This is a genomic window from Caballeronia sp. Lep1P3, assembly GCF_022879595.1.
Taxonomy (GTDB): Bacteria; Pseudomonadota; Gammaproteobacteria; order Burkholderiales; family Burkholderiaceae; genus Caballeronia.
The window spans coordinates 1,903,239-1,923,729 of sequence record NZ_CP084265.1 but is presented as its reverse complement, the minus strand read 5'-3'; the positions used below and the strand labels follow the sequence as shown (position 1 = coordinate 1,923,729).

At 64.2% G+C, this 20,491-nt stretch carries 23 protein-coding genes; 8 read left to right on the top strand and 15 right to left on the bottom strand.

What is annotated here, in order from left to right; translation table 11 throughout:
* Positions 1-23: 23 nt before the first annotated feature.
* The gene (locus LDZ27_RS09090; RefSeq protein WP_244813787.1) at positions 24-521 is read right to left on the bottom strand and encodes a hypothetical protein; all 498 of its coding nucleotides are present in this window, start codon (positions 519-521) and stop codon (positions 24-26) included.
* Between the two features lie 259 nt (positions 522-780).
* Here LDZ27_RS09090 and LDZ27_RS09085 point away from each other — a divergent pair, with 259 nt between their 5' ends.
* The gene (locus tag LDZ27_RS09085; protein ID WP_244813786.1) at positions 781-996 is read left to right on the top strand and encodes a hypothetical protein; all 216 of its coding nucleotides are present in this window, start codon (positions 781-783) and stop codon (positions 994-996) included.
* Positions 997-1,087: 91 nt separating this feature from the next.
* Here LDZ27_RS09085 and LDZ27_RS09080 read toward each other — a convergent pair whose 3' ends face one another.
* The gene (locus tag LDZ27_RS09080) at positions 1,088-2,287 is read right to left on the bottom strand and encodes an amino acid aminotransferase (protein ID WP_244813785.1); all 1,200 of its coding nucleotides are present in this window, start codon (positions 2,285-2,287) and stop codon (positions 1,088-1,090) included.
* Positions 2,288-2,639: 352 nt separating this feature from the next.
* On the opposite strand from LDZ27_RS09080, the gene uvrB reads away from it, so the two are divergent.
* The 6 genes from uvrB (at position 2,640) to LDZ27_RS09050 (ending at position 8,704) form a co-directional block, all read left to right on the top strand.
* The gene (uvrB, locus tag LDZ27_RS09075) at positions 2,640-4,736 is read left to right on the top strand and encodes an excinuclease ABC subunit UvrB (RefSeq protein WP_244813784.1); all 2,097 of its coding nucleotides are present in this window, start codon (positions 2,640-2,642) and stop codon (positions 4,734-4,736) included.
* 301 nt (positions 4,737-5,037) lie between these two features.
* Entirely contained in the window at positions 5,038-5,583 is a 546-nt protein-coding gene (locus tag LDZ27_RS09070) for an iron transporter (protein ID WP_370653285.1), read from the top strand.
* Positions 5,584-5,615: 32 nt separating this feature from the next.
* Positions 5,616-5,960: a cupredoxin domain-containing protein gene (locus tag LDZ27_RS09065; RefSeq protein ID WP_244813783.1), complete on the top strand. Its 345-nt coding sequence runs from the start codon at positions 5,616-5,618 to the stop codon at positions 5,958-5,960.
* A gap of 36 nt (positions 5,961-5,996) precedes the next feature.
* The gene (locus tag LDZ27_RS09060; protein ID WP_244813782.1) at positions 5,997-6,848 is read left to right on the top strand and encodes an FTR1 family protein; all 852 of its coding nucleotides are present in this window, start codon (positions 5,997-5,999) and stop codon (positions 6,846-6,848) included.
* A 65-nt stretch (positions 6,849-6,913) separates the two neighbouring features.
* A complete protein-coding gene (locus tag LDZ27_RS09055) occupies positions 6,914-8,266 on the top strand; it encodes a 4Fe-4S binding protein (RefSeq protein ID WP_370653395.1) in 1,353 nt (450 codons plus the stop codon).
* Positions 8,267-8,290: 24 nt separating this feature from the next.
* A complete protein-coding gene (locus LDZ27_RS09050; protein WP_244813780.1) occupies positions 8,291-8,704 on the top strand; it encodes a heme-binding protein in 414 nt (137 codons plus the stop codon).
* Positions 8,705-8,978: 274 nt separating this feature from the next.
* Here the strand turns inward: LDZ27_RS09050 and hemP are convergent, their stop codons facing one another.
* The 4 genes from hemP to LDZ27_RS09030 form a co-directional block, all read right to left on the bottom strand.
* Positions 8,979-9,221 carry a hemin uptake protein HemP gene (hemP, locus tag LDZ27_RS09045; RefSeq protein ID WP_244813779.1) on the bottom strand — a complete coding sequence of 81 codons (243 nt, stop codon included), beginning with the start codon at positions 9,219-9,221 and terminating at the stop codon, positions 8,979-8,981.
* A 115-nt stretch (positions 9,222-9,336) separates the two neighbouring features.
* On the bottom strand, positions 9,337-9,825 hold the full coding sequence (locus LDZ27_RS09040; RefSeq protein WP_244813778.1) for an SRPBCC family protein: 489 nt from the start codon (positions 9,823-9,825) through the stop codon (positions 9,337-9,339).
* 50 nt (positions 9,826-9,875) lie between these two features.
* The gene (locus LDZ27_RS09035; RefSeq protein WP_244813777.1) at positions 9,876-10,274 is read right to left on the bottom strand and encodes an OsmC family protein; all 399 of its coding nucleotides are present in this window, start codon (positions 10,272-10,274) and stop codon (positions 9,876-9,878) included.
* Between the two features lie 150 nt (positions 10,275-10,424).
* Entirely contained in the window at positions 10,425-11,291 is an 867-nt protein-coding gene (locus LDZ27_RS09030) for a pirin family protein (RefSeq protein WP_244813776.1), read from the bottom strand.
* Between the two features lie 147 nt (positions 11,292-11,438).
* On the opposite strand from LDZ27_RS09030, the gene LDZ27_RS09025 reads away from it, so the two are divergent.
* Positions 11,439-12,401 carry a LysR family transcriptional regulator gene (locus LDZ27_RS09025; RefSeq protein WP_244813775.1) on the top strand — a complete coding sequence of 321 codons (963 nt, stop codon included), beginning with the start codon at positions 11,439-11,441 and terminating at the stop codon, positions 12,399-12,401.
* A 348-nt stretch (positions 12,402-12,749) separates the two neighbouring features.
* Here the strand turns inward: LDZ27_RS09025 and LDZ27_RS09020 are convergent, their stop codons facing one another.
* The 9 genes from LDZ27_RS09020 to LDZ27_RS08980 all read right to left on the bottom strand — a co-directional run bounded on the left by LDZ27_RS09020 (position 12,750) and on the right by LDZ27_RS08980 (position 20,203).
* Positions 12,750-13,172 carry a biopolymer transporter ExbD gene (locus LDZ27_RS09020; RefSeq protein WP_244813774.1) on the bottom strand — a complete coding sequence of 141 codons (423 nt, stop codon included), beginning with the start codon at positions 13,170-13,172 and terminating at the stop codon, positions 12,750-12,752.
* A 12-nt stretch (positions 13,173-13,184) separates the two neighbouring features.
* Complete coding sequence (locus tag LDZ27_RS09015; protein WP_244813773.1) at positions 13,185-13,931, bottom strand: MotA/TolQ/ExbB proton channel family protein; 747 nt, start codon at positions 13,929-13,931, stop codon at positions 13,185-13,187.
* Between the two features lie 28 nt (positions 13,932-13,959).
* Positions 13,960-14,703: an energy transducer TonB gene (locus tag LDZ27_RS09010; protein ID WP_244813772.1), complete on the bottom strand. Its 744-nt coding sequence runs from the start codon at positions 14,701-14,703 to the stop codon at positions 13,960-13,962.
* 254 nt (positions 14,704-14,957) lie between these two features.
* Positions 14,958-15,200, bottom strand: a complete 243-nt coding sequence (locus LDZ27_RS09005) for a bacterioferritin-associated ferredoxin (protein WP_244813771.1) — start codon at positions 15,198-15,200, stop codon at positions 14,958-14,960.
* 176 nt (positions 15,201-15,376) lie between these two features.
* Positions 15,377-16,252 (bottom strand): glutamate racemase, encoded by an 876-nt coding sequence (gene murI / locus LDZ27_RS09000; protein WP_244813770.1) that lies wholly within the window; start codon positions 16,250-16,252, stop codon positions 15,377-15,379.
* Positions 16,253-16,265: 13 nt separating this feature from the next.
* A complete protein-coding gene (gene bfr / locus LDZ27_RS08995) occupies positions 16,266-16,739 on the bottom strand; it encodes a bacterioferritin (protein ID WP_244813769.1) in 474 nt (157 codons plus the stop codon).
* A gap of 203 nt (positions 16,740-16,942) precedes the next feature.
* Entirely contained in the window at positions 16,943-18,466 is a 1,524-nt protein-coding gene (locus tag LDZ27_RS08990; protein ID WP_244813768.1) for a fumarate hydratase, read from the bottom strand.
* 45 nt (positions 18,467-18,511) lie between these two features.
* Positions 18,512-19,099, bottom strand: a complete 588-nt coding sequence (locus tag LDZ27_RS08985; RefSeq protein ID WP_244813767.1) for a TIGR00645 family protein — start codon at positions 19,097-19,099, stop codon at positions 18,512-18,514.
* Between the two features lie 180 nt (positions 19,100-19,279).
* Complete coding sequence (locus LDZ27_RS08980) at positions 19,280-20,203, bottom strand: DMT family transporter (protein ID WP_244813766.1); 924 nt, start codon at positions 20,201-20,203, stop codon at positions 19,280-19,282.
* Positions 20,204-20,491 lie beyond the last annotated feature (288 nt).

Below are 20,491 nucleotides of genomic sequence, written 5' to 3'. Positions count from 1 at the left end.
CCTTTTTTCATCGACGTATGCGCTCAGCCGCCGATCGGCCCGAGATAACCGCGCTGATTTCCGCCGCCGTGGTTGCCGCCACCGCCGCCGCCACCGCCCGCCGGAGCGGGTTGAGGCGGACGCGGCCGCACGCCGCCGACCGCCTTGGGCAGCGGCGCGCCGCCCGCCTGCGGCTGCGCGCCTTGCGGGCCTCCACCGCCTGCGTGCGGCGGGCCGCCGCCGGGCTGGCCGCCGTGGCCGTGGGGCGGACCGTCGTGGGGCCGGTTATTCCAGCCGCCAGGCGGGGGGCGACGCCATCCGGGGCCGTCGTCCCAGTATCGGCCGGGGCCGGGGCCGTAGTAATAACCGCCGCCGATCGCGACGCCCGGTTGCACTACCGGCCCGCCGTAGCCGTATGCGGCGTAGCCGGGGTCGTCGTAGACAGTGGGATAGCCGCCACCGTAAGCCGGCCCATCCGGATATGCAGCGCAGCCGCCCAACAGCAGCGCCGACGAGAACATCACCAAACCAGCGACTTTCATGGCATTTCGGAATTCGTTGCGTGTGTAGCCATTAAGACACCTTGCGCGCGTTAATGTCCCCGACAACTTTGTAAGGCTTTATGACGGCGACGGAGCGGGGGCGTTCCCGCTGGACGGGCTGGCCGGGATCTTGCTCGTTACCGTCAGCGCAACGGTCCTTCTTCGCGACACGGCTTTTTCGGAATCGGTCGATTGCGTACCATCCGAAACGTCGAAGGTGGGCGACCGCCCGCCACGGCATCGAATCGAAGGTAGTCTCATGAGAAAGACAATATCGACTTACTGGCCTCTCGCCATCCTGCTGCTCGCCTCGCTGACTTTCTGCATGCGTGCCGAGGAACGCGGGGCGGCGGCGCGTCATCACCAGACGGGTGTTGCGAGCGTGAGCGCCGAACTGGCGCGCGCCATTTCGTTCGGCCTCGTCGAATCGGACGATGCAAACTCCGTCGCGCATCCCGCGCCGCGCGCGCTCTGACGACAGTCGCACGTACAGCACGCATAAAAAATGGCGCCCTTCATCCGAAGGACGCCATTTTCATTCGATGCCAACAGAGCGCCGCGCCTGCTTACTTCAACACGCTCGCGATCGCGTTCGCGACGACATCCAGATTGCGCGTATTGAGCGCGGCCACGCAGATACGGCCGGTGCTCACCGCATAGATGCCGAACTCCTCGCGCAGGCGGTCCACTTGCGCGGCGGTCAGGCCCGAGTACGAGAACATGCCGCGCTGCCGGTCCACGAACGAGAAGTCGCGCTCGACGCCCGCCGCCTTCAGACGTTGCACGAGGCCGTTGCGCATCGCGCGGATACGGTCGCGCATTTCGCCGAGTTCCTGCTCCCACGTCGCGCGCAGTTCGGGCGACGCGAGCACCGCCGCGACGACCGAGCCGCCGTGCGTCGGCGGGTTCGAATAGTTGGTGCGGATCACGCGCTTCAGTTGGGACAGCACGCGCGCCGATTCTTCCTTGGCCGTCGTGATGATCGACAGCGCGCCGACGCGCTCGCCGTAGAGCGAGAACGACTTCGAGAACGACGACGACACGAACACGTTCAGTTCGGCGGCGGCGAAGAGGCGCACGGCGGCGGCGTCGGCGTCGATGCCGTCGCCGAAACCCTGATACGCGATGTCGAGGAACGGCACGAGTTCGCGCGCCTTCACGACTTCGACGACCTGAGCCCACTGCGTTTCCGTGAGGTCCACGCCCGTCGGGTTATGGCAGCACGCGTGGAGCACGACGATGGTGCCCGGCGCGTAGCCGTTCAGCGCGGCGAGCATGCCTTCGAAGTTCACGCCGTGCGTGGCGGCGTCGTAATACGGATAGTTGACGACCTCGAAGCCCGCGCCTTCGAAAAGCGCGCGATGGTTTTCCCAGCTCGGATCGCTGATCGCGACCACCGCGTTCGGATTCACGCGCTTCAGGAAGTCCGCGCCGATCTTGAGCGCGCCCGTGCCGCCGAGCGCCTGCGCCGTGACGACGCGGCCTGCCGCGATCAGCGGCGAGTCCTGGCCGAGCAGGAGCGATTGCACGGCGTTGTCGTAAGCGGCGATGCCGTCGATCGGCAGATAGCCGCGCGGCAGCGCGGCGTCGACGCGGGCTTTCTCTGCTTCGCGCACGGCGCGCAGCAGCGGAATCTTGCCTTCTTCATTGGTGTAGACGCCGACGCCCAGATTGACCTTGGTCGGGCGCGGATCGGCGTTGAAGGATTCGTTGAGGCCCAGGATCGGGTCGCGGGGGGCGAGTTCGACGGCAGAGAAAAGAGACATGATCTATCGGCAGTGTGAAAAGGTCGTGCTGCGGGAAGCGTGGGCGGTGCTCGAAACCGGACGGCAGGGCGCGCGGGAGGCGCTCGTTCCGGCCGTCCGGCCCAGTCGCACATTGTAACGAATACTGTCCGCCATTTCGGCGGACGATTGGCCAAACGGCAGTGCTTTTTACCGGCTCGGTCGCCCCGACATTAAAAGCGCGCGCGCACGCGCTTGAGATCGTCGGGACGAGCCTCATGTGTTTCCACGATGCGCGTTACCCGACGCGCGATTCCGCCCCTGTCGGGGCGCTGCGCCAGTTTCGCGGCAGCCGCTAGAATAAGTGTTTGCCCCGGCGAAGACTCCGTTTCCCATGTCCGATACTCTCATCGAAGCGCCCGACGCACTGGACGAGTCGAAGTTCGTCACCTTCGACGGCTCGCCGTTTCAGCTTTATCAGCCGTATCCGCCCGCGGGCGATCAGCCCGGCGCCATCGCGACGCTCGTCGAGGGCATCGAAGACGGCCTCTCATTTCAGACGCTGCTCGGCGTGACCGGCTCGGGCAAGACCTTCTCGATGGCGAACGTGATCGCGCGCCTCGGCCGCCCGGCTATCGTGTTCGCGCCGAACAAGACGCTCGCCGCGCAGCTCTACGCCGAATTCCGCGAGTTCTTCCCGCGCAATGCCGTCGAGTACTTCGTCTCGTACTACGACTATTACCAGCCCGAAGCCTACGTGCCGCAGCGCGATCTCTTCATCGAGAAGGATTCGTCGATCAACGAGCACATCGAACAGATGCGGCTATCCGCCACGAAGAGCCTGCTCGAGCGGCGCGACGTGGTGATCGTCGCGACGGTGTCGGCCATCTACGGTATCGGCAATCCGTCCGAATATCACAAGATGATTCTCACGCTGCGCACCGGCGACAAGCTCGGCCAGCGCGACGTCATAGCCCGGCTGATCGCGATGCAGTACACGCGCAACGAGGCCGACTTCCAGCGCGGCACGTTCCGCGTGCGCGGCGACACCATCGACATTTTTCCGGCGGAACACGCGGAAATGGCCGTGCGCGTCGAGCTTTTCGACGACGAGATCGAGTCGATGCAGCTCTTCGATCCGCTGACCGGACGCGTGCGCAACAAGATTCCGCGCTTTACCGTCTATCCGTCGTCGCATTACGTGACGCCGCGCGATACCGTGATGCGCGCCATCGAGACGATCAAGGAAGAACTGCGCGACCGGCTCGAGTTCTTTCACCGCGAAGGCAAGCTCGTCGAGGCGCAGCGGCTCGAGCAGCGCACGCGCTTCGATCTCGAAATGCTGCAGGAGCTCGGGTTCTGCAAGGGCATCGAGAATTACTCGCGGCACTTTTCGGGCGCGGCGCCGGGCGAGCCGCCGCCGACGCTCGTCGACTATCTGCCGCCCGACGCGCTGATGCTGCTCGACGAATCGCACGTGCTCATCGGCCAGTTGAACGGCATGTACAACGGCGACCGCGCGCGCAAGGAGAATCTCGTCGATTACGGGTTCCGCATGCCGTCCGCGCTCGACAATCGCCCGCTCAAGTTCAACGAGTTCGAGCGCAAGATGCGCCAGGCGATTTTCGTATCCGCGACGCCCGCCGACTACGAGCAGAAGAAGGCGGGGCAGGTGGCCGAGCAGCTCGTGCGTCCGACGGGCCTCGTCGACCCGCAAATCGAGGTGCGCCCGGCGCGTTCGCAGGTGGACGACGTGCTCTCGGAGATCAATGAGCGCGTCGCCGCGCACGAGCGTGTGCTCGTCACCGTGCTCACCAAGCGCATGGCGGAGCAGCTCACCGAATTCCTGGCGGATCACGGCGTGAAGGTGCGCTATCTGCACAGCGATATCGATACGGTCGAGCGCGTGGAAATCATCCGCGACCTGCGGCTCGGCACTTTCGACGTGCTGGTCGGCATCAACTTGCTGCGCGAAGGGCTGGATATTCCGGAGGTGTCGCTCGTCGCGATTCTCGATGCCGATAAGGAAGGTTTCCTGCGCGCCGAGCGCTCGCTCATCCAGACCATCGGTCGGGCGGCGCGCAACGTGAACGGCAAGGCGATTCTCTACGCCGACAACATGACGGACTCGATGAAGCGCGCCATCGACGAGACCGAACGGCGGCGCGCCAAGCAGATCGCGCACAACGAGAAGATGGGCATCACGCCGCGCGGGGTGGAGAAGCGCATCAAGGACATCATCGACGGCGTCTACAGCGCCGACGACGCCCGCGCCGAACTGAAGGAAGCGCAGGCGCGCGCGAAATTCGAGGACATGAGCGAGAAGCAGATCGCGAAGGAAATCAAGCGCCTCGAAAAGCAGATGATGGACCACGCCAAGAACCTCGAATTCGAGAAAGCGGCTCAGACGCGCGACCAATTGGCGCTGCTGCGGCAGCGCGTTTTTGGCGCGAACGTGGGCGATCACGTGGGCGGCATCGGCGGCAAGTAGGCGCGCAGCGGGCGCGGACGCGGGATAAAAGCGCGGCGAATCGGCACATCGGCGATTCGCCGCGTTTTCTTTTTGTCTATGCACACGCGGCGCGGCGCTCGAAAACCCTTACTGCGCCTAGGTTTGTAAGCTCCGTCAAATTGTTGCGCCCCTCGAACGATGATAAACTGACGAACATTGAGAATGGTTCGTATTAACGTTACGCGAGTGTGCTAGTGCGCGAGCCGGAGTGGAAGGTCGTCCGGTGGTAAGACGGCTTCCAGAAACGGCGCGCGAAACCGATAACAACAAGGAGTATCTGATGGGTTCTACGTTGATGCGCGGTCTTGTCGCCGCCGCTGGTCTCACGGCGATGATGACCGCTTCCGCCGCCGAATATCCGATCGGCAAGCAGCACATCGAAGCCGGCATGGAAACGGGCGCCGTCTACCTTCAGCCGATCACGATGGCGCCGGAAGGCATGATGCGCAAGGCGTCGGATTCGGACATCCATCTGGAAGCGGACATTCACGCGGTCAAGAACAATCCGACCGGCTTCGCGGAAGGCGACTGGATGCCGTACCTGAACGTCACGTATGAACTGAGCAAGGCCGGCTCGACGCAGACCATCAAGGGCGACCTGATGCCGATGGTCGCAAGCGACGGCCCGCACTACGGCGACAACGTGAAGCTCTTCGGGCCGGGCAAGTATCACCTGAAGCTGCATGTCTCGCCGCCGTCGGAAACGGGGCACATGGCGTTCGGCCGCCACACCGACAAGGAAACCGGCGTCGGCCCGTGGTTCAAGCCGTTCACCATCGAATACGACTTCCCGTTCGCGGGCATCGGCAAGAAGGGCGGATATTGAGCGCGCGCGTGTTCATTTTCGGGAAGCACTCAATGACATCGAAAAGGCAGGTGGTTGCGCTCGCGCTGTTCGCGGTTCTCGCCGCGGCGGGCGCGGGGACGGTGCAGGCCGCCGATCTGCCGACGTTCAAGCTCGAAATGAACGACGGCAAGCTGAACCTGGCGCGCATCGAAGTGCCGGCGGGACAACGCATCAAGATCGAAGTGCATAACGTCGGCAAGGGCGCGGCCGAGTTCGAAAGCGTGCAGTTGCGCAAGGAGAAGGTGCTCGCGCCGGGCGCGGATTCGTTCGTCGTGATCGCGCCGCTCGATCCGGGCGAATACAAGTTCTTCGACGATTTCCATCAGACGGCGCAGGGCGTGATCGTCGCGAAGTAATGCGCCGAATGCGGCGGAACGGGCAGGGGGTTTGAGATGGGGCAGGTACTTTTCATCGTTTGGCGGGAAAGCGTCGAGGCGCTTCTGGTCGTCGGCATTCTCTACGCGTGGCTGAAGAACGGCGATCATCAGGCGCGTCGCGGCCTGCCCTATCTCTGGTTCGGCGTGGCGGCGGGGCTGATCGCCGCCGTTGCGCTCGGCGCGGCGCTCGTCGGCTTCAGCGAAGTGCTGTCCGGCAACGCGCAGGACTATTTCCAGACCGCGATGGTGCTCGTCGCGTGCGTGCTGATCGTGCAAATGGTGCTGTGGATGAAGCGCCACGGCCGCACGCTCAAGCGCGACATGGAAACGTCGCTGCAAAAGAGCACGAGCGATGGTCACTGGTGGGGCATCGCGCTGCTGGTCGCACTCGCGATCGCGCGTGAAGGCAGCGAGACGGCCGTGTTCCTGTACGGCGTCGGCTTCGGGCAATCGGGGCATGTGGCGGCATCGCAATATGCGGCCATCGTCATCGGCTTCGCGCTCGCGCTGCTCACGTTCTACGTGCTGCAGCTCGGCGGCAGGGTGTTCTCGTGGCGCGCGTTTTTTCGCGTCACCGAAATCATGTTGCTCTTTCTCGCCGCCGGCCTCTTCGAGACGGGCGTGGACAAGCTGATCGACATGGAAGTGCTGCCGGTGATCGTCAATCAGGTGTGGAACACGTCCGCCATCCTCGACGACTCCAGCACCTTCGGTTCCCTCATCGCGACGCTCACGGGCTACCGCGCGCATCCGGCGGGCATGAATCTCGTCGCGTATGCGGTGTACTGGATCGTCATCTATCTGCTGCTGCGGCGCTCGAACAGTCAGCTCGCGCAAAAACAGAAGGCGGCTGGCCGACCAGCATGAGTTCCCTGATGCAACAACGTGAGCAAGCCTCCACGGTGAGCCGGCTCCAGCAGGCCGGCCACTGGATGCAACGGCACGGCAGCACGATCCGCGCGATTCAGTGGGTCGTCGTTGCCGTGTACGCGTTCCTGATCCTCGTTCCCGCCGTGATGCCGCTGCCCGACGGCTCCGCGCATCTCTGGAACAACCTGACGCTCGCCGCGCAGTTCGTGTTTTGGGGCATCTGGTGGCCGTTCGTGTTGCTGTCGATGGTCATGCTCGGGCGCGTGTGGTGCGGCGTGCTGTGTCCGGAAGGCGCGCTGACGGAGTTCGCGAGCCGCTTCGGTCGCGGCCGCGCCATTCCGCACTGGATGCGCTGGGGCGGCTGGCCGTTCGTCGCGTTCGGCCTGACGACGATCTACGGCCAGATGGTGAGCGTGTATCAATATCCGAAGGCGGTGCTGCTCGTGCTCGGCGGATCGACGGTCGGCGCGATGATCATCGGCGCGCTGTATGGCCGCGAAAAGCGCGTCTGGTGCAAGTACCTCTGCCCGGTGAACGGCGTGTTCTCGCTGCTCTCGAGGCTCGCGCCGTTCCATTACAAGGTAAGCGAGGACGCGTGGCGCCGCTCGTACAAGCAGGGCGAGCACGGCCATCGCGTGATTCCGATCAACTGCGCGCCGCTCGTTCCGCTTCGCAACATGAAGGGCGCCGCCGACTGCCACATGTGCGGGCGATGCAGCGGCCACCGCGACGCGATCGCGCTTTCCTGGCGCTCGCCCGCCGAGGAAGTCGTGAAGCTCGGCGACAAGGCGGCCAATCCGTGGGATACGGCGCTCATTCTGTACGGGCTGCTCGGCATCGCGATCGGCGGATTCCACTGGACGGTGAGCACCTGGTTCGTCGATCTCAAGCAGTTCTTCGCGGGCTGGCTGATCGATCACAACATCCTCTGGCCGCTCGACACCAACGCGCCGTGGTTCCTTTTCACGCATTACCCCGAGCAGAACGACGTCTTCTCGTGGCTCGACGGCACGATGGTCATCGGCTACATGCTCGCGACCGGCCTCGTCTACGGAACGGCGCTGCTCGCGCTTCTCGCGATGGGCGCGCGCATGCTCGGCAAGATGGAGGCGAAACGCGTGCATCACCTCGCGCTCGCGCTCATTCCGATTGCGGGCGTCGGCGTGTTCCTCGGCCTTTCGGCGACGACGGTCTCGCTGCTGCGCGCCGAGCATGTCGCGCTCTGGTGGGTGACGGACTTGCGGCTCGCGCTGCTCGCGATTGCGAACCTGTGGAGCGCGTGGCTCGCATGGCGGGTGACGGGGCGCTACGCCGCGACGCCTGTTCCGCGTCTCCTTTCGATGATATGGTTTGTCGCTGCGCTGGCCGTTGCGGACAGCGCCTGGTATCTGATGTTTTGGGGCTTTTCCCGATAACGCCAGCACACGAGCGAGCACCAAGTGAGAACGAAACCCGTACTGACCGACGATGACGTGAAGGCCATGGCCGCCGCAGCCGAGGCACACGCGAAGGAACACAACTGGAACGTGACCGTCGCCATCGTCGATGACGGTGGACATCTGCTGCATCTGCACCGGCTGGAAGGGGCGGGCGCGAGCACCGCCGAAATGGCGACGGGCAAGGCGCGCACCGCCGTGCTGGGCCGGCGCGAGACGAAAGTCTACGAAGACACGATCAAGCAGGGACGCACCGCGTTCCTCTCCGCGCCGATGACCGCGATGCTCGAAGGCGGCGTGCCGATTTTCGTGGGCGCGGACATCGTCGGCGCGGTGGGCGTGTCGGGCGTGAAGTCGGATCAGGATGCGCAGATCGCGCGCGCGGGCATCGCGGCGCTGGGGATCGAGAACGTCTGACGCTGTTTCCTCTGCGCAAAAGCTTGCCATGTAAAAAAGCGGCGCGCTTTCGTGTGAAAGCGCGCCGCTTCATTCTTTGATCGCGTGCGTCGGCAGAAGTACAGCACGAGCGCGCAGGAACCAAAAAAACGGCTTCGCTGGCTATCGACGACTGGCTGGTGTTTGCACGAAGGGGTCTAAATTCTCGCGTGCAAGTCGTCCTTGCTGGCTAAGGCCAAACACCTCCTGGCGAGGTGGTCCCCACAATACCCGGTACTACTGCTGTCTCTTGGCGCTACTTCGTCAGGATCAGTTTGCCCAGACGCGTCGCGCGCAATTGATAGGTCTCCCCGTTATGCGCAATCGCGACATGACTGCGGCCCTGCAGCAGCACGTCGCTTCGCAGCAGGCGCTCGCCGTTCGCGTCCGCTGTCGCCGGCTGCACCGTCACAGGCGCGGGCTTCGGGCGCGTGACGGCGGCATCGCGGACAACCGGGCGGCGCAGCCTGAGCGTGGAGGATCGCGGCGTATCGGTCATGTCGGTCGGTGAGTGCGTTCGTTGATTCGATGGTTCCATCGTAAATGATAACCATTCCTATTTGCAAGCGAACTTTCCGATCGAAGCGCGGCATCCGATAGTCGCGCTCGATGTCTCAATGCAGCGGGCTTTCACCCGTGCGGCCGTGCGCGTACTGCCGAATGAGCCGCACCGTGTCGATGTCCGACTCGCGATACGCCGACTTCACGATCTCCTGCGTCTGACGTTCATCGGGCGTCGAGTTGTCGCTCTCCGGCAGCGTCGTGCGGTACGTGAAGCGCACGAAAAGCTGCAACGCGTCGGGCTGCTCGATGGCCATCGTGAGCGAGCCGCCCACATGTTCGGCCGTCGGCAGGATGTCGTAGCGGACGCTATTGTTCCGGTCGAGCGTGACGCGGTCGCGCACCACGGCCTGACCGTAATGCAGTTCGCGCTCCATCACGTCGCCTTCGCGCGAAAGAATCGCGCAGCTATCGAGACCGAGCACGAACAACTGCGGCTGTTCCGCGCGCAGGACGAGCCCTTCCCACAACTGCTCGCGCGTGAGCGAGGCGACGAGCGGGTTCTGCGGATCGTTGATCTGGATCAGGTGTTCGAAATTCAAAACGACGTTTCCTTGGACGTTCGTGACGCCCGATGGCCGATGCCCGACGTTCAGGCGGCGACCAGTCCCGATTCGATGCGAATCGCACCGGACAGGACCTTGTGCATCGGGCAGGCATTGGCAATTTGCAAGAGCCGTTCCCGTTGGTCGTCGGCGAGCGGGCCTTCGAGCGAGATGCGGCGGTCGATGACGGTGCCCTCGGCCGTGCTCGTCATCGACAGTTCGACGCGCACGGATTCCAGCGGCCAGCTCTTGCGCCTGGCGTACATGCGCAGCGTGATCGACGTGCACGCGCCGAGGCTCGACAGCAGCAGCGCAGCCGGCTGCGGCGCGCTGTCGGCGCCGCCGAGACTCGCGGGCTCATCGGAGAACCAGGTGTGCGTGCCGTCTTCGAGGCGCGTTTCGTAATCGGCCTCGCCGATGGTGGCAATCACGACGGGAACGGACATACGAGCTTCCTCGCTTCGATGAAGGGCAGCGCCGGGAACGAACGATCAAGCGAAAGGCGCGGGACGAACGGTCATTGTGACGCAATGTGCCCGTTCTTGCCGCGCCGTTTCACTGCTTTATGCCGCTTTGTGCTGCTTTCCGTGCGACGGTCAGTGATTGATCGCGCCCATGCGCCCCGCCTGATAGTCGATGACTGCCTGACGGATTTCGTCTTCGGTGTTCATGACGAACGGGCCGTAGCGGACGACCGGCTCCTTGAGCGGCACGCCACCGAACAGCAGCACCTCCACTGGCTCGTCGCCGGCGGCGAGCGTGATGGTGTCGGCATCATCCTTGAAGATCACCATCTGTTGCGCGCGCACCGGCTGATCCTGCGGTCCGTGAAGCGCCGTGCCCGAGAGCCCATAGGCGAACACGCGAAAGTCGCGCGGCACGCGATGTTCGATTCTCGCGCCCGGCTCCAGCGAAAAATGCTGGTAGAGAATCGGCGTGCGCGTCTCGATCGCGGCTTTCACGCCGAGCGCTTCGCCCGCGATGACCTTCACGCGCACCTTGCCGTCCTCGCTCGTCGCGACGGGAATGCGCTCCGACGGAATCTCCTGGTAATGCGGCGCGATCATCTTGTCGCGCCTGGGCAGGTTCACCCACAACTGCAATCCGTGGACGCGGCCGCCGCGCCGCGTGAATTCTTCGCCGGGCATTTCGCTGTGGAGCACGCCCGCGCCGGCCGTCATCCATTGCACGTCGCCCGCGCGCAGCGTGCCCGAATGACCCGCCGAATCCTTGTGGCCGAATTCGCCCTCCAGCATGTAGGTGACGGTCTCGAAGCCGCGATGCGGATGATCGGGCGCGCCCTTCGCCTCGCCGGGCGCGTAGTCGATGGGACCCATTTCGTCGAGCAGCAGGAACGGGTCGAAGTCCATCAGGAGACGGGTGGGAAACGGACGATGCACGACGAAACCGCCGCCTTCGACCGTGCGGATCGCGGGAATGATGCTGGAAATGGTGCGGCTCATGATGTTCTTGCCTCGCGTCGCCATTAGGGGAATAGCGCTGAATTTGAAACACACGGCTATTATATGGGCCGTATTTCGGGGTAAAAGCCGCCCGGACGCAATGGATTGTCCTGCCGCGATAAACAAACGACTCATGCCGAACCGATCATGACGCCAGACTCGCACGACCTGAACGATCTGATGTACTTCTCGCACGTCGTCCAGCACGGCGGGTTTTCCGCGGCCGAGCGCGTGCTCGGTATCTCGAAATCGCGCCTGTCGCGGCGTGTGTCGGAGCTGGAAGCGTCGCTCGGCGTGCGTCTTTTGCAGCGCTCCACGCGCAAGCTCGCGCTGACCGAAGCGGGGCAACTGTTCTATCAGCATTGTCAGGCGATGCTAGCCGAAGCGCAGGCCGCCGTGAACGTCGTGCAAAGCCTGCGCGATTCGCCGCGCGGCACCGTGCGCGTGAGCGTGCCCGTGACCATCGCGCAGACCTTCCTCGCCACGGTGATGCCGGATTTCATGCATCGCTATCCGGAAGTGCGCGTCGTGCTGCGCGTGACGAACCGCGTCGTCGATCTGTTCGAAGACGCGATCGACGTCGCCTTGCGCGTGCGCTCGGAGCCGCCCGCGAGTTCGAACGTCGTCGCGCGACCGCTCTGGCGCACGCAGCAGATGCTGGTCGCCGCGCCCTCGCTGCTCAATCCCAATGCGCCGCCGATGACCGTCGCCGATCTCGCGCAATACGACACGCTCGACATGCCTTCATCCGATGGCCGGCACGTCTATCGGCTGATCGCGCCGGACGGCACGCGGCACGAGTTCGAGCACGAACCGCGGCTCGTCACCGCCGATCTCTCGATGATCCGCGAAGCCGTGATGCGCGGCGTGGGCATCGCGGCGCTGCCGGAAATGATGTACGGCGCGCCGCTCCGAAGCGGCCAGCTTTCGCCCGTCATGCCGGGCTGGACGTTCCCGACGCCGCAGCTTTACGCCGTGTTCCTCTCGCGGCAGGGCATGGTTCCGGCGGTGCGCGCGTTCGTCGATTTTCTCGTCGAATCGATCGATGACGGCAAGCGCTTTCCGGGAGAATGTCCTGTCGTCGAGCGCACGGAACGGGAAACGGTTTGATCGCGTGCGAAAGGGCGCATCGTTATTGCCATTGAAGCGTGCGCTTGCGATGGACAGATTCAATCGCGCAAATCTTGTACGCGAAAAATCGCAGCGTTATATTGGGGTTCCTTTCGCTAAGGAGCTTCTTATGCGAAAACTGACGGCTACTCTGATAGTTAGCCTGATAGGGCTGATCGCGCTGTCCGTGTCGACCACGGCTGCCGCATGTGGCGATTCCGCGGGCTCAGGATATTCGAGTCCCAAGTAACCGCCTCGCCCGAATGCGCTGAGCGCGCACGAAAAAGGCCTTCATCGTCGATGAAGGCCTTTTACTTTTGCTGCGCGTATTTCTTTTCCGATGCCGCGTTATTTGCCGGCTTTCGGCTCCGTCACGAAACCGATCTTCGACAAGCCGCCCGCCTGCGCCGCCGACATCACGTCCGCGACGCGCTCGTAGGCCACCTTGCGATCCGCGCGCAGATGCAATTCCGGTTGCGGCGTCTGCTGCGATGCCTGCGCGAGGCGCGCCTTGAGCGTGGCGTCGTCGATCTTCTGGTCGTCCCACAGGATCGTGCCGTCCGCCTGAATCGCGACGTTCACATGCGAGGGCTTTTCGTCCTGCGGCTGGCTGCTCGCGTGCGGCAAGTCGATCTTCACCGCGTGATGCATCGCAGGAATCGTCACCAGAAAGATGATGAGGAGAACGAGCATGACGTCGACGAGCGGCGTCATGTTGATCTCGCTCATCATGCCGTCGTCTTCATCGCCGGCGAATGGGCTCATGGCCATGCGAACCTCCGCTTAGCTGGCGCGCGTCGCGAGACGCAGGCTGTCGGACTGCGCGTTGCTCGCGCGCTTGCTCGACGAGAGCTTGGAACCGGTCACGAAGAACGCGTGCAGGCCATGCGCGAAGCGGTTCAGCTTGGTCACGATGCTCTTGTTGCCGCGGGTGAGCGCGTTGTAGCCGAGCACCGCCGGAATCGCGACGAAGAGGCCGAACGCCGTCATGATGAGCGACTCGCCGACCGGCCCCGCAACCTGATCGATCGACGTCTGCCCGGTCGCGCCGATGGTCAGGAGCGCGTGATAGATGCCCCACACGGTTCCGAACAGGCCGACGAACGGCGCCGTGCTGCCGATCGACGCGAGCACCGCGAGCCCCGCCTGCATGCGGCCGACGCTCTCGTCCATGACGTCCTTGAGGCAGCGCGTGATCCAGTCCGACACGTCCATGCGATCGTGCAGATGCGGCTGCGTCTGATGATGATGCTCGGCCGCTTCCTGACCGGCGAGCGCGAGGGCGAGGAACGGGTTGTCGGCCGGACTCGACGACTGACTGCCGAGCTTCTTGATGCCGTCGTTGAAATCGTCCGAGTGCCAGAACGCCTGTTCGGCATTTTTCGTCAGGCGCTTGAGGCGCAAGACGTTCCACGCCTTGACGACGATCACCGTCCACGAAAGCACAGACATGATGACGAGCGCGAGCGCGATGCCGCGCGTCACGAAATCGCCTTGCGCCCAGACGTGCGCAATTCCGTAGTTTTGCATTGCTGTTTCCTTGTCTCTAAAAAACCGGTCAGTCGTTAAGACTGAATACGAAAGGCACCGTGGCCGTCGCACGGATGGCCTCGCCGTTCTCCTTGTAGGGCGTGCAGGCGCTCGAACGCACCGCATCGAGCGCGGCGTCGTCCAGGCGCGGCGAGCCGCTGCTCTTTTGCAGCGTCACGTTCTCGATCTTGCCGGCGATGCCCACGGTCAGCTTCACGAGCGCGGTGCCCGTTTCCCCGCGGCGGCGCGACATGGCCGGATAGTCCGGCTGCGCGATGTTGCACGACAGATGCGCGACGTTCTTCGGCGCGGCGAGATCCATCGTCGGCTTGCCGATGGCGGGCGCGGCGGGCGCCGCCGGTGCCGCAGCGGGCGGCGGCGGAGCGACCGGCGCCGGCTCGGGCGCGGCCACGGGCGACGGCGCATCGGTGACCGGCATCGGCGTGGGCTTGGGCTCGATCCTCGGTTTGACGCTCGGCTTGACCTGCGGCCTGGGCTGCGGCTTCGGCAAAGGTTTGGGCGGCTGCGGCACGGGCGGCGACTGAACCGCGACCGGCTGAGGCGCAGGCTGCGGCGTTTCGCTGATGAGCTGCGCCGTGATGGACCGGGCTTCGACCGGGCGCGGCGGCGGCTCATGGCGCATCGTGAGCGCAACGCCGAGCAGCGCCGCGTGAATCGCGAGCACGACAGCGCATGCCGCGGGCACGCGCGGATTGATATTCGATGCCGTCGCCGGCTCGAAGACGGCGGGAGAGGTAGTCGGGGACTGCATTTTTAAACGCTGCTCGCGATGCGGCGTGCTTTGCTGCGAATTACGCCGCCAGCCGGAACGGGAAACACCGCTGGCCGGGCGCGGAAAAAACCGTACGACGTCATTTACGGAATATAAGCAAAGAAATGAACAACGTGGCCACGAAACCGATCAGCAATTCCATCGTTCGCTCCTTGAGGTAACGGGGAAACGCCAAAGCTGCGTGGCATAAAATCGTGGTGCGGTGCGATGACGTGCCGCCGCCGCAGCGTGTTTCAGGCTGCTCGACGCTCGTAGAACGTCATCGGCGCGGCCTGCGGACGCTCGCGTTCGGTCACGCCGCAGCGCGACGCGCAGACGCCGCTTTGTGCCATCACATCGTGGACGCTTTCTTCGCACTTGCCGCAGCACATCGCGACGCCCAACTCGAATTGCAGTTCGTCGAAAGTATCGATGCCGTCGGCGATGGCGGCGCGGATCTTCCGGTCGGACACTGACTTGCAAACACAGACAATCATGATCGCTCGCGATAGCTTCTGTTAATGCGAATTATTATCATTCAGTGTGCCGCGCTTTGCAAGCGAGGGTCTGTGTTTTTTGTAACACGCCGGAGGAGTCAGGCAATTTGTCGCGCGCAGCGTCGACGGGCGCGAAAATGCGGCGCGTCAGACCGGGCGCGCGGAGAAGGAAGCACTCAGAGCGTGCGGGATTCGGCGGAACGCGCGGGAATATCGACGTGTTCGACGCTCATTTCGATTCGCAGTAGCGAAGCGGCCAGCTGACGCTGCGACTCGCCGTCGGCAGTAGAAAAGAAGCGCGGCGCGACGGCGGGGGACGCATCGGGATTCTTGAGCGCGCTCGCGCCGAGCAGGCGTTCGAGCTGACGCGCGACGGCAACGCTCGTGTCGACGATATGCAGCCGCTCGCCCGCGATGTCGCGAATGGCGCGGTCGAGAAAAGGGTAGTGCGTGCAGCCGAGCACGAGCGTGTCGGCACCGGCATCGAGCATCGGTTTCAGATAGCTTTCGAGCAAGGCCATCAGTTCCGGCGACGACGTGTCGCAGCGTTCGACGGCCTGAACCAGCCCGTGCCCCGGCTGGCAGACGAAGCGGCAATCCCCGGCGTAGCGGTCCAGCAGCGACTGAAAGCGCGCGCTGCGTAGCGTCACCTGCGTGGCGAGCACGCCGACCACGCGCGATTTCGATACTGCCGCCGCCGGCTTCACGCCCGGTTCCACGCCGACGAGCGGAATCGCAAGCCGCTCGCGCACGTGGGCGATGGACTGCGCCGTCGCCGTGTTGCACGCGACGACCAGCGCCTTCGCCCCTTGCGCGACGAGCCATTCGCCGATTGCCATCGTGCGGCCCACGATGAACGCGTCGTCGCGCTCGCCGTAGGGCGCGTGCAGGGAATCGGCGACGTAGATCAGCCGTTCGTGCGGCAACACCGCGCGCACGGCGCGCAGCACGGAAAGACCGCCAAGACCGGAATCGAAGATGCCGACGGGCGCGCTCGCATCGGACGGAGCGCCCGCGTTCGGCTGAAGGGAGGGTGCGGCGACAGCGGACATCGGAACGGACGGCTTATTCTTCGCCCATCATGGTTTGCTGATAGTTCTGGATGCCGACCTTGTCGATCAGGTCCAGTTGCGTTTCGAGCCAGTCGATGTGCTCTTCCGTGTCGTTCAGAATCTTGTCGAAGATGTCGCGCGAGACGTAATCGCGCACGGACTCGCAATAGGCCATGGCTTCCTTGCACGTCGACTGCGAAATCTGTTCGAGCTTCAGGTCGCACTCGATGATTTCCTTCGTCTCTTCGCCGATCAGCAGCTTGTGCAGGTCTTGCAGGTTCGGCAGGCCGTCGAGCATGAACACGCGCTGGATGAGCCAGTCGGCGTGCTTCATCTCGCCGATGGATTCGTCGTATTCGTGCTTGTTGAGCTTTTCGAGGCCCCAATGCTTGTACATCCGCGCGTGCAGGAAGTACTGGTTGATCGCCGTAAGTTCGTTTTTCAACTGCGCGTTCAGATATTCGATGACTTTCGCGTCGCCTTGCATGGTTGTTCCTTGTGTCGGGCGTGGCATGGAGGAAAGATAAACCGCGAGCGTGGCCGTGCCAAGCGTGGGAAGAAATTTTTTGTCCCGGCGCAAACCGAGAATGAAACTCTATTGGATGCGGGGGCTTCGAACAAAAGGCCGGGCGTCGCGCCCGGCCTTCCCGGCCTTTGCCGCTATCCGGCTTCCGGTTTGGACTTGGTGCGTTACGCCGTCGCGACCGGAATCTTGCCGATCTTCGCCTGCCATTCGGCGGGGCCGGTCTTGTGCACGGACGTGCCGTTCGAATCGACGGCCACCGTCACCGGCATGTCCTTCACGTCGAACTCGTAGATGGCTTCCATGCCGAGGTCTTCGAACGCGAGCACCTTCGCTTCGCGAATGGCCTTCGACACGAGATACGCCGCGCCGCCGACCGCCATCAGATACGCCGCCTTGTGCTTCTTGATCGCCTCGATCGCGACCGGACCGCGCTCGGCCTTGCCGATCATCGAGATGAGACCGGTTTCCGAGAGCATCGTCTCGGTGAACTTGTCCATGCGCGTGGCCGTGGTCGGGCCTGCGGGACCCACGGCCTCGTCGCGCACCGGATCGACCGGGCCGACGTAGTAGATCACGCGGTTCGTGAAGTCGACCGGCAGCTTTTCGCCCTTCGCCAGCATGTCGGCGATGCGCTTGTGCGCGGCGTCGCGGCCCGTCAGCATCTTGCCGGACAGCAAGAGCGTCTGGCCCGGCTTCCACGATGCGACTTCCTCAGGCGTCAGCGTGTTCAGATCGACGCGCTTGCTCGTCTCCGTGTTCGGCGCCCAGGTGACCTTGGGCCACGCGTCGAGCGACGGCGCTTCGAGCTTCGCGACGCCCGATCCGTCGAGCGTGAAGTGCGCGTGGCGCGTGGCCGCGCAGTTCGGGATGATCGCGATGGGCTTGGACGCCGCGTGCGTCGGCGCGGCCATGATCTTCACGTCGAGCACGGTGGACAGGCCGCCCAAGCCCTGCGCGCCGATGCCGAGCGCGTTCACCTTCTCGTGCAGTTCGACGCGCAATTCCTCGATCCAGTCCTGCGGGCCGCGCGCGATGATGTCCTGAATGTCGATCGGGTCCATCAGCGATTCCTTCGCCATGGCCATCGCCTTTTCAGCCGTGCCGCCGATGCCGATGCCGAGCATGCCCGGCGGGCACCAACCCGCGCCCATCGTCGGCACGGTCTTCAGCACCCAGTCGACGATCGAATCGCTCGGATTGAGCATCGCGAACTTGGACTTGTTCTCGGAGCCGCCGCCTTTCGCCGCGACCTGCACGTCGACCTTGTCGCCGGGCACGATCTCGTAGTGAATCACGGCCGGCGTGTTGTCCTTCGTGTTCTTGCGCGCGCCTTCGGGCGGGCTCACGATCGACGCGCGCAGCACGTTGTCCGGATTCAGATAACCGCGGCGCACGCCTTCGTTGATCATGTCGGTGACGCCCATGGTTGCACCGTCCCAGCGCACGTCCATGCCGACCTTGACGAACACGGTCACGATGCCCGTGTCCTGGCAGATCGGGCGCTTTCCTTCCGCGCACATGCGGCTGTTGGTGAGGATCTGCGCGATCGCGTCCTTCGCGGCGGGGCTTTCCTCGCGCTCGTAGGCGCGGCCGAGCGCCTGAATGTAGTCGAGCGGATGGTAGTAGCTGATGTACTGCAGAGAATCGGCGATGCTCTGGATCAGGTCTTCTTGCTTGATGACGGTCATGGCTTGTGCTCTGGGGACGAAAGTCTGCTTGCGTTCTATGACGCTTCAGTCGAGGGCGCTTCGTGATGCAACCGTTTCGCTATGGAAATGGCGCGGATGCGTGTGGGTGGTGAGCCGGTCCACATACGCCATGATCAGCGCTGAAACGAGGAACGCGATGTGGATCACGACTTGCCACATCACCGTATGAAAGCTGTGCTGGTCGGGGTTGATGAAGGTCTTCAGCAGATGAATCGAGGAGATGCTGATGAGCGCCATCGAGAGCTTCACCTTGAGCACGCCCGCGTTCACGTGATCGAGCCATTCCGGTTCGTCCGGATGCCCTTCGACCCCGAGCCGCGAGACGAACGTCTCGTACCCGCCGACGATCACCATGATGAGCAGATTCGAGATCATCACGACGTCGATCAGGCCGAGCACGACGAGCATGACGCTGGTTTCGTCGAGCGTCATGGCGTGCGTGACGAGGTGCCAGACTTCCTTCAGAAAGAGCACCACATACACGCCTTGGGCGACGATCAGCCCAAGATAGAGCGGCACCTGCAGCCAGCGGCTCATGAAGATGATTTTCGGCAGCGCCTTCATCGTGCCGGGGCGGGCGGGCGAGGCGGAGGTGTGCTTGGGAGCGGACATGGGGCGGCGTGGCGGTCGGATCGGCGGGATCGGTCGGATGCGATGAGCGAATGAACTGAAACGGGAGCGTTGCGTAGCGGGCTGCGTCGCACGCAGCGAGCGCGGAAAAGCCCGGTATTGTAACGCGATGCCGCGCAGCGCCGCGCGAACCGGCCTCGCCGATGGCGTGCGCCGCGACGACTACAGGCCGCGCTCCCGCGACGCCGGCGCGCCCGCCGGCCGCCTGAGACTCGCGAGCACGACGCCCGTCATCACGCACGCGAGCGCGACGCCATGCGCGAGCGTCGGCCGCTCGCCGAGAAACGCGATGCCGTAGAGCGCCGCCGCGATCGGCAGCACGGCGGAAAAGACGCCCGCGAGGCTTCCGTCCACATGCCGGATGCCTTTCATCCAGAGCCAGAACGAGAAGATGCTCGCGGAGAGCGCATACCATCCGACGAGCGCCCACGTCGTCCAGTCCACGCCGCGCCACGAAAACGCGAGTGCGGACGAAAGACCCAGCGGCAGCATCAGCAGAAAGCCGAGGCCGTGCGTGTACGCGCAGATGTCGATGGCGGGCAGCGTCTGCGTGAGGCGGCGCGAGAGAATGACGTAGAGCGATTCGCAGCAGACCGCGCCCACGACCATGAGATTGCCGGCGAGCGAGCCCGCGCCGGCATGGCCGCCAACGCCACTGCCAGCATCGCCGCTCTGCGCGACGTTGATGACGACGACGCCCGCGATTGCCAGCGCGATCGACACGAACGCGCGTCCGCTCGGCCGCTCCCTGAGGAAGATCCACGCGAAGAGCGCGACGACCGCAGGCATCGAGCTCGTGATGACGCCCGCCGCGACCGCGCTCGTGCGCGCGACGCCGTTGAGCATCAGAAGCGTGAAGCCGAATGTCCCGAACAATGCCTGCAGGAAGAGGTTGATCCACTCGGCGCGGCGCACGCGCTTCATCTTCGATGGGCGCAGGAGCGGCCACAGCACCGCCAGCGCGATGACGAAGCGAAGCAGCGCGAAGAGCGGCACCGGCACGGACGCGACGATCGACTTGCCGATGCCGACGTTGCTCCCGACGAGCAGCATCGACGCGATGAGATAAAGGGCGTAGCGGTTCACGCTGAATTTGGGCGGTCTGCGAAGGCCAGAGGCAAGGCGAGTTCAGTTACGATTGTGGGGACGCATTGTAGAAGCCGCGGCGACTCCGTGTATACCCCGTCCCCTCTGGCGCCGGCGCGTAAGAAGCGGGTAAGTTGGGCGGCCTATCTTGAAGTCGAAGCGGGACGAAAAGCCCCGTGCGGCGACGTTTGCATGCTAACGGAGACTCGGTTCGGTCGATGAAGACGCCTCGCGCGACTCACGCCGGACCTCATAAACATCAGGCGTGCCTCGCATCGCGAAACCGGC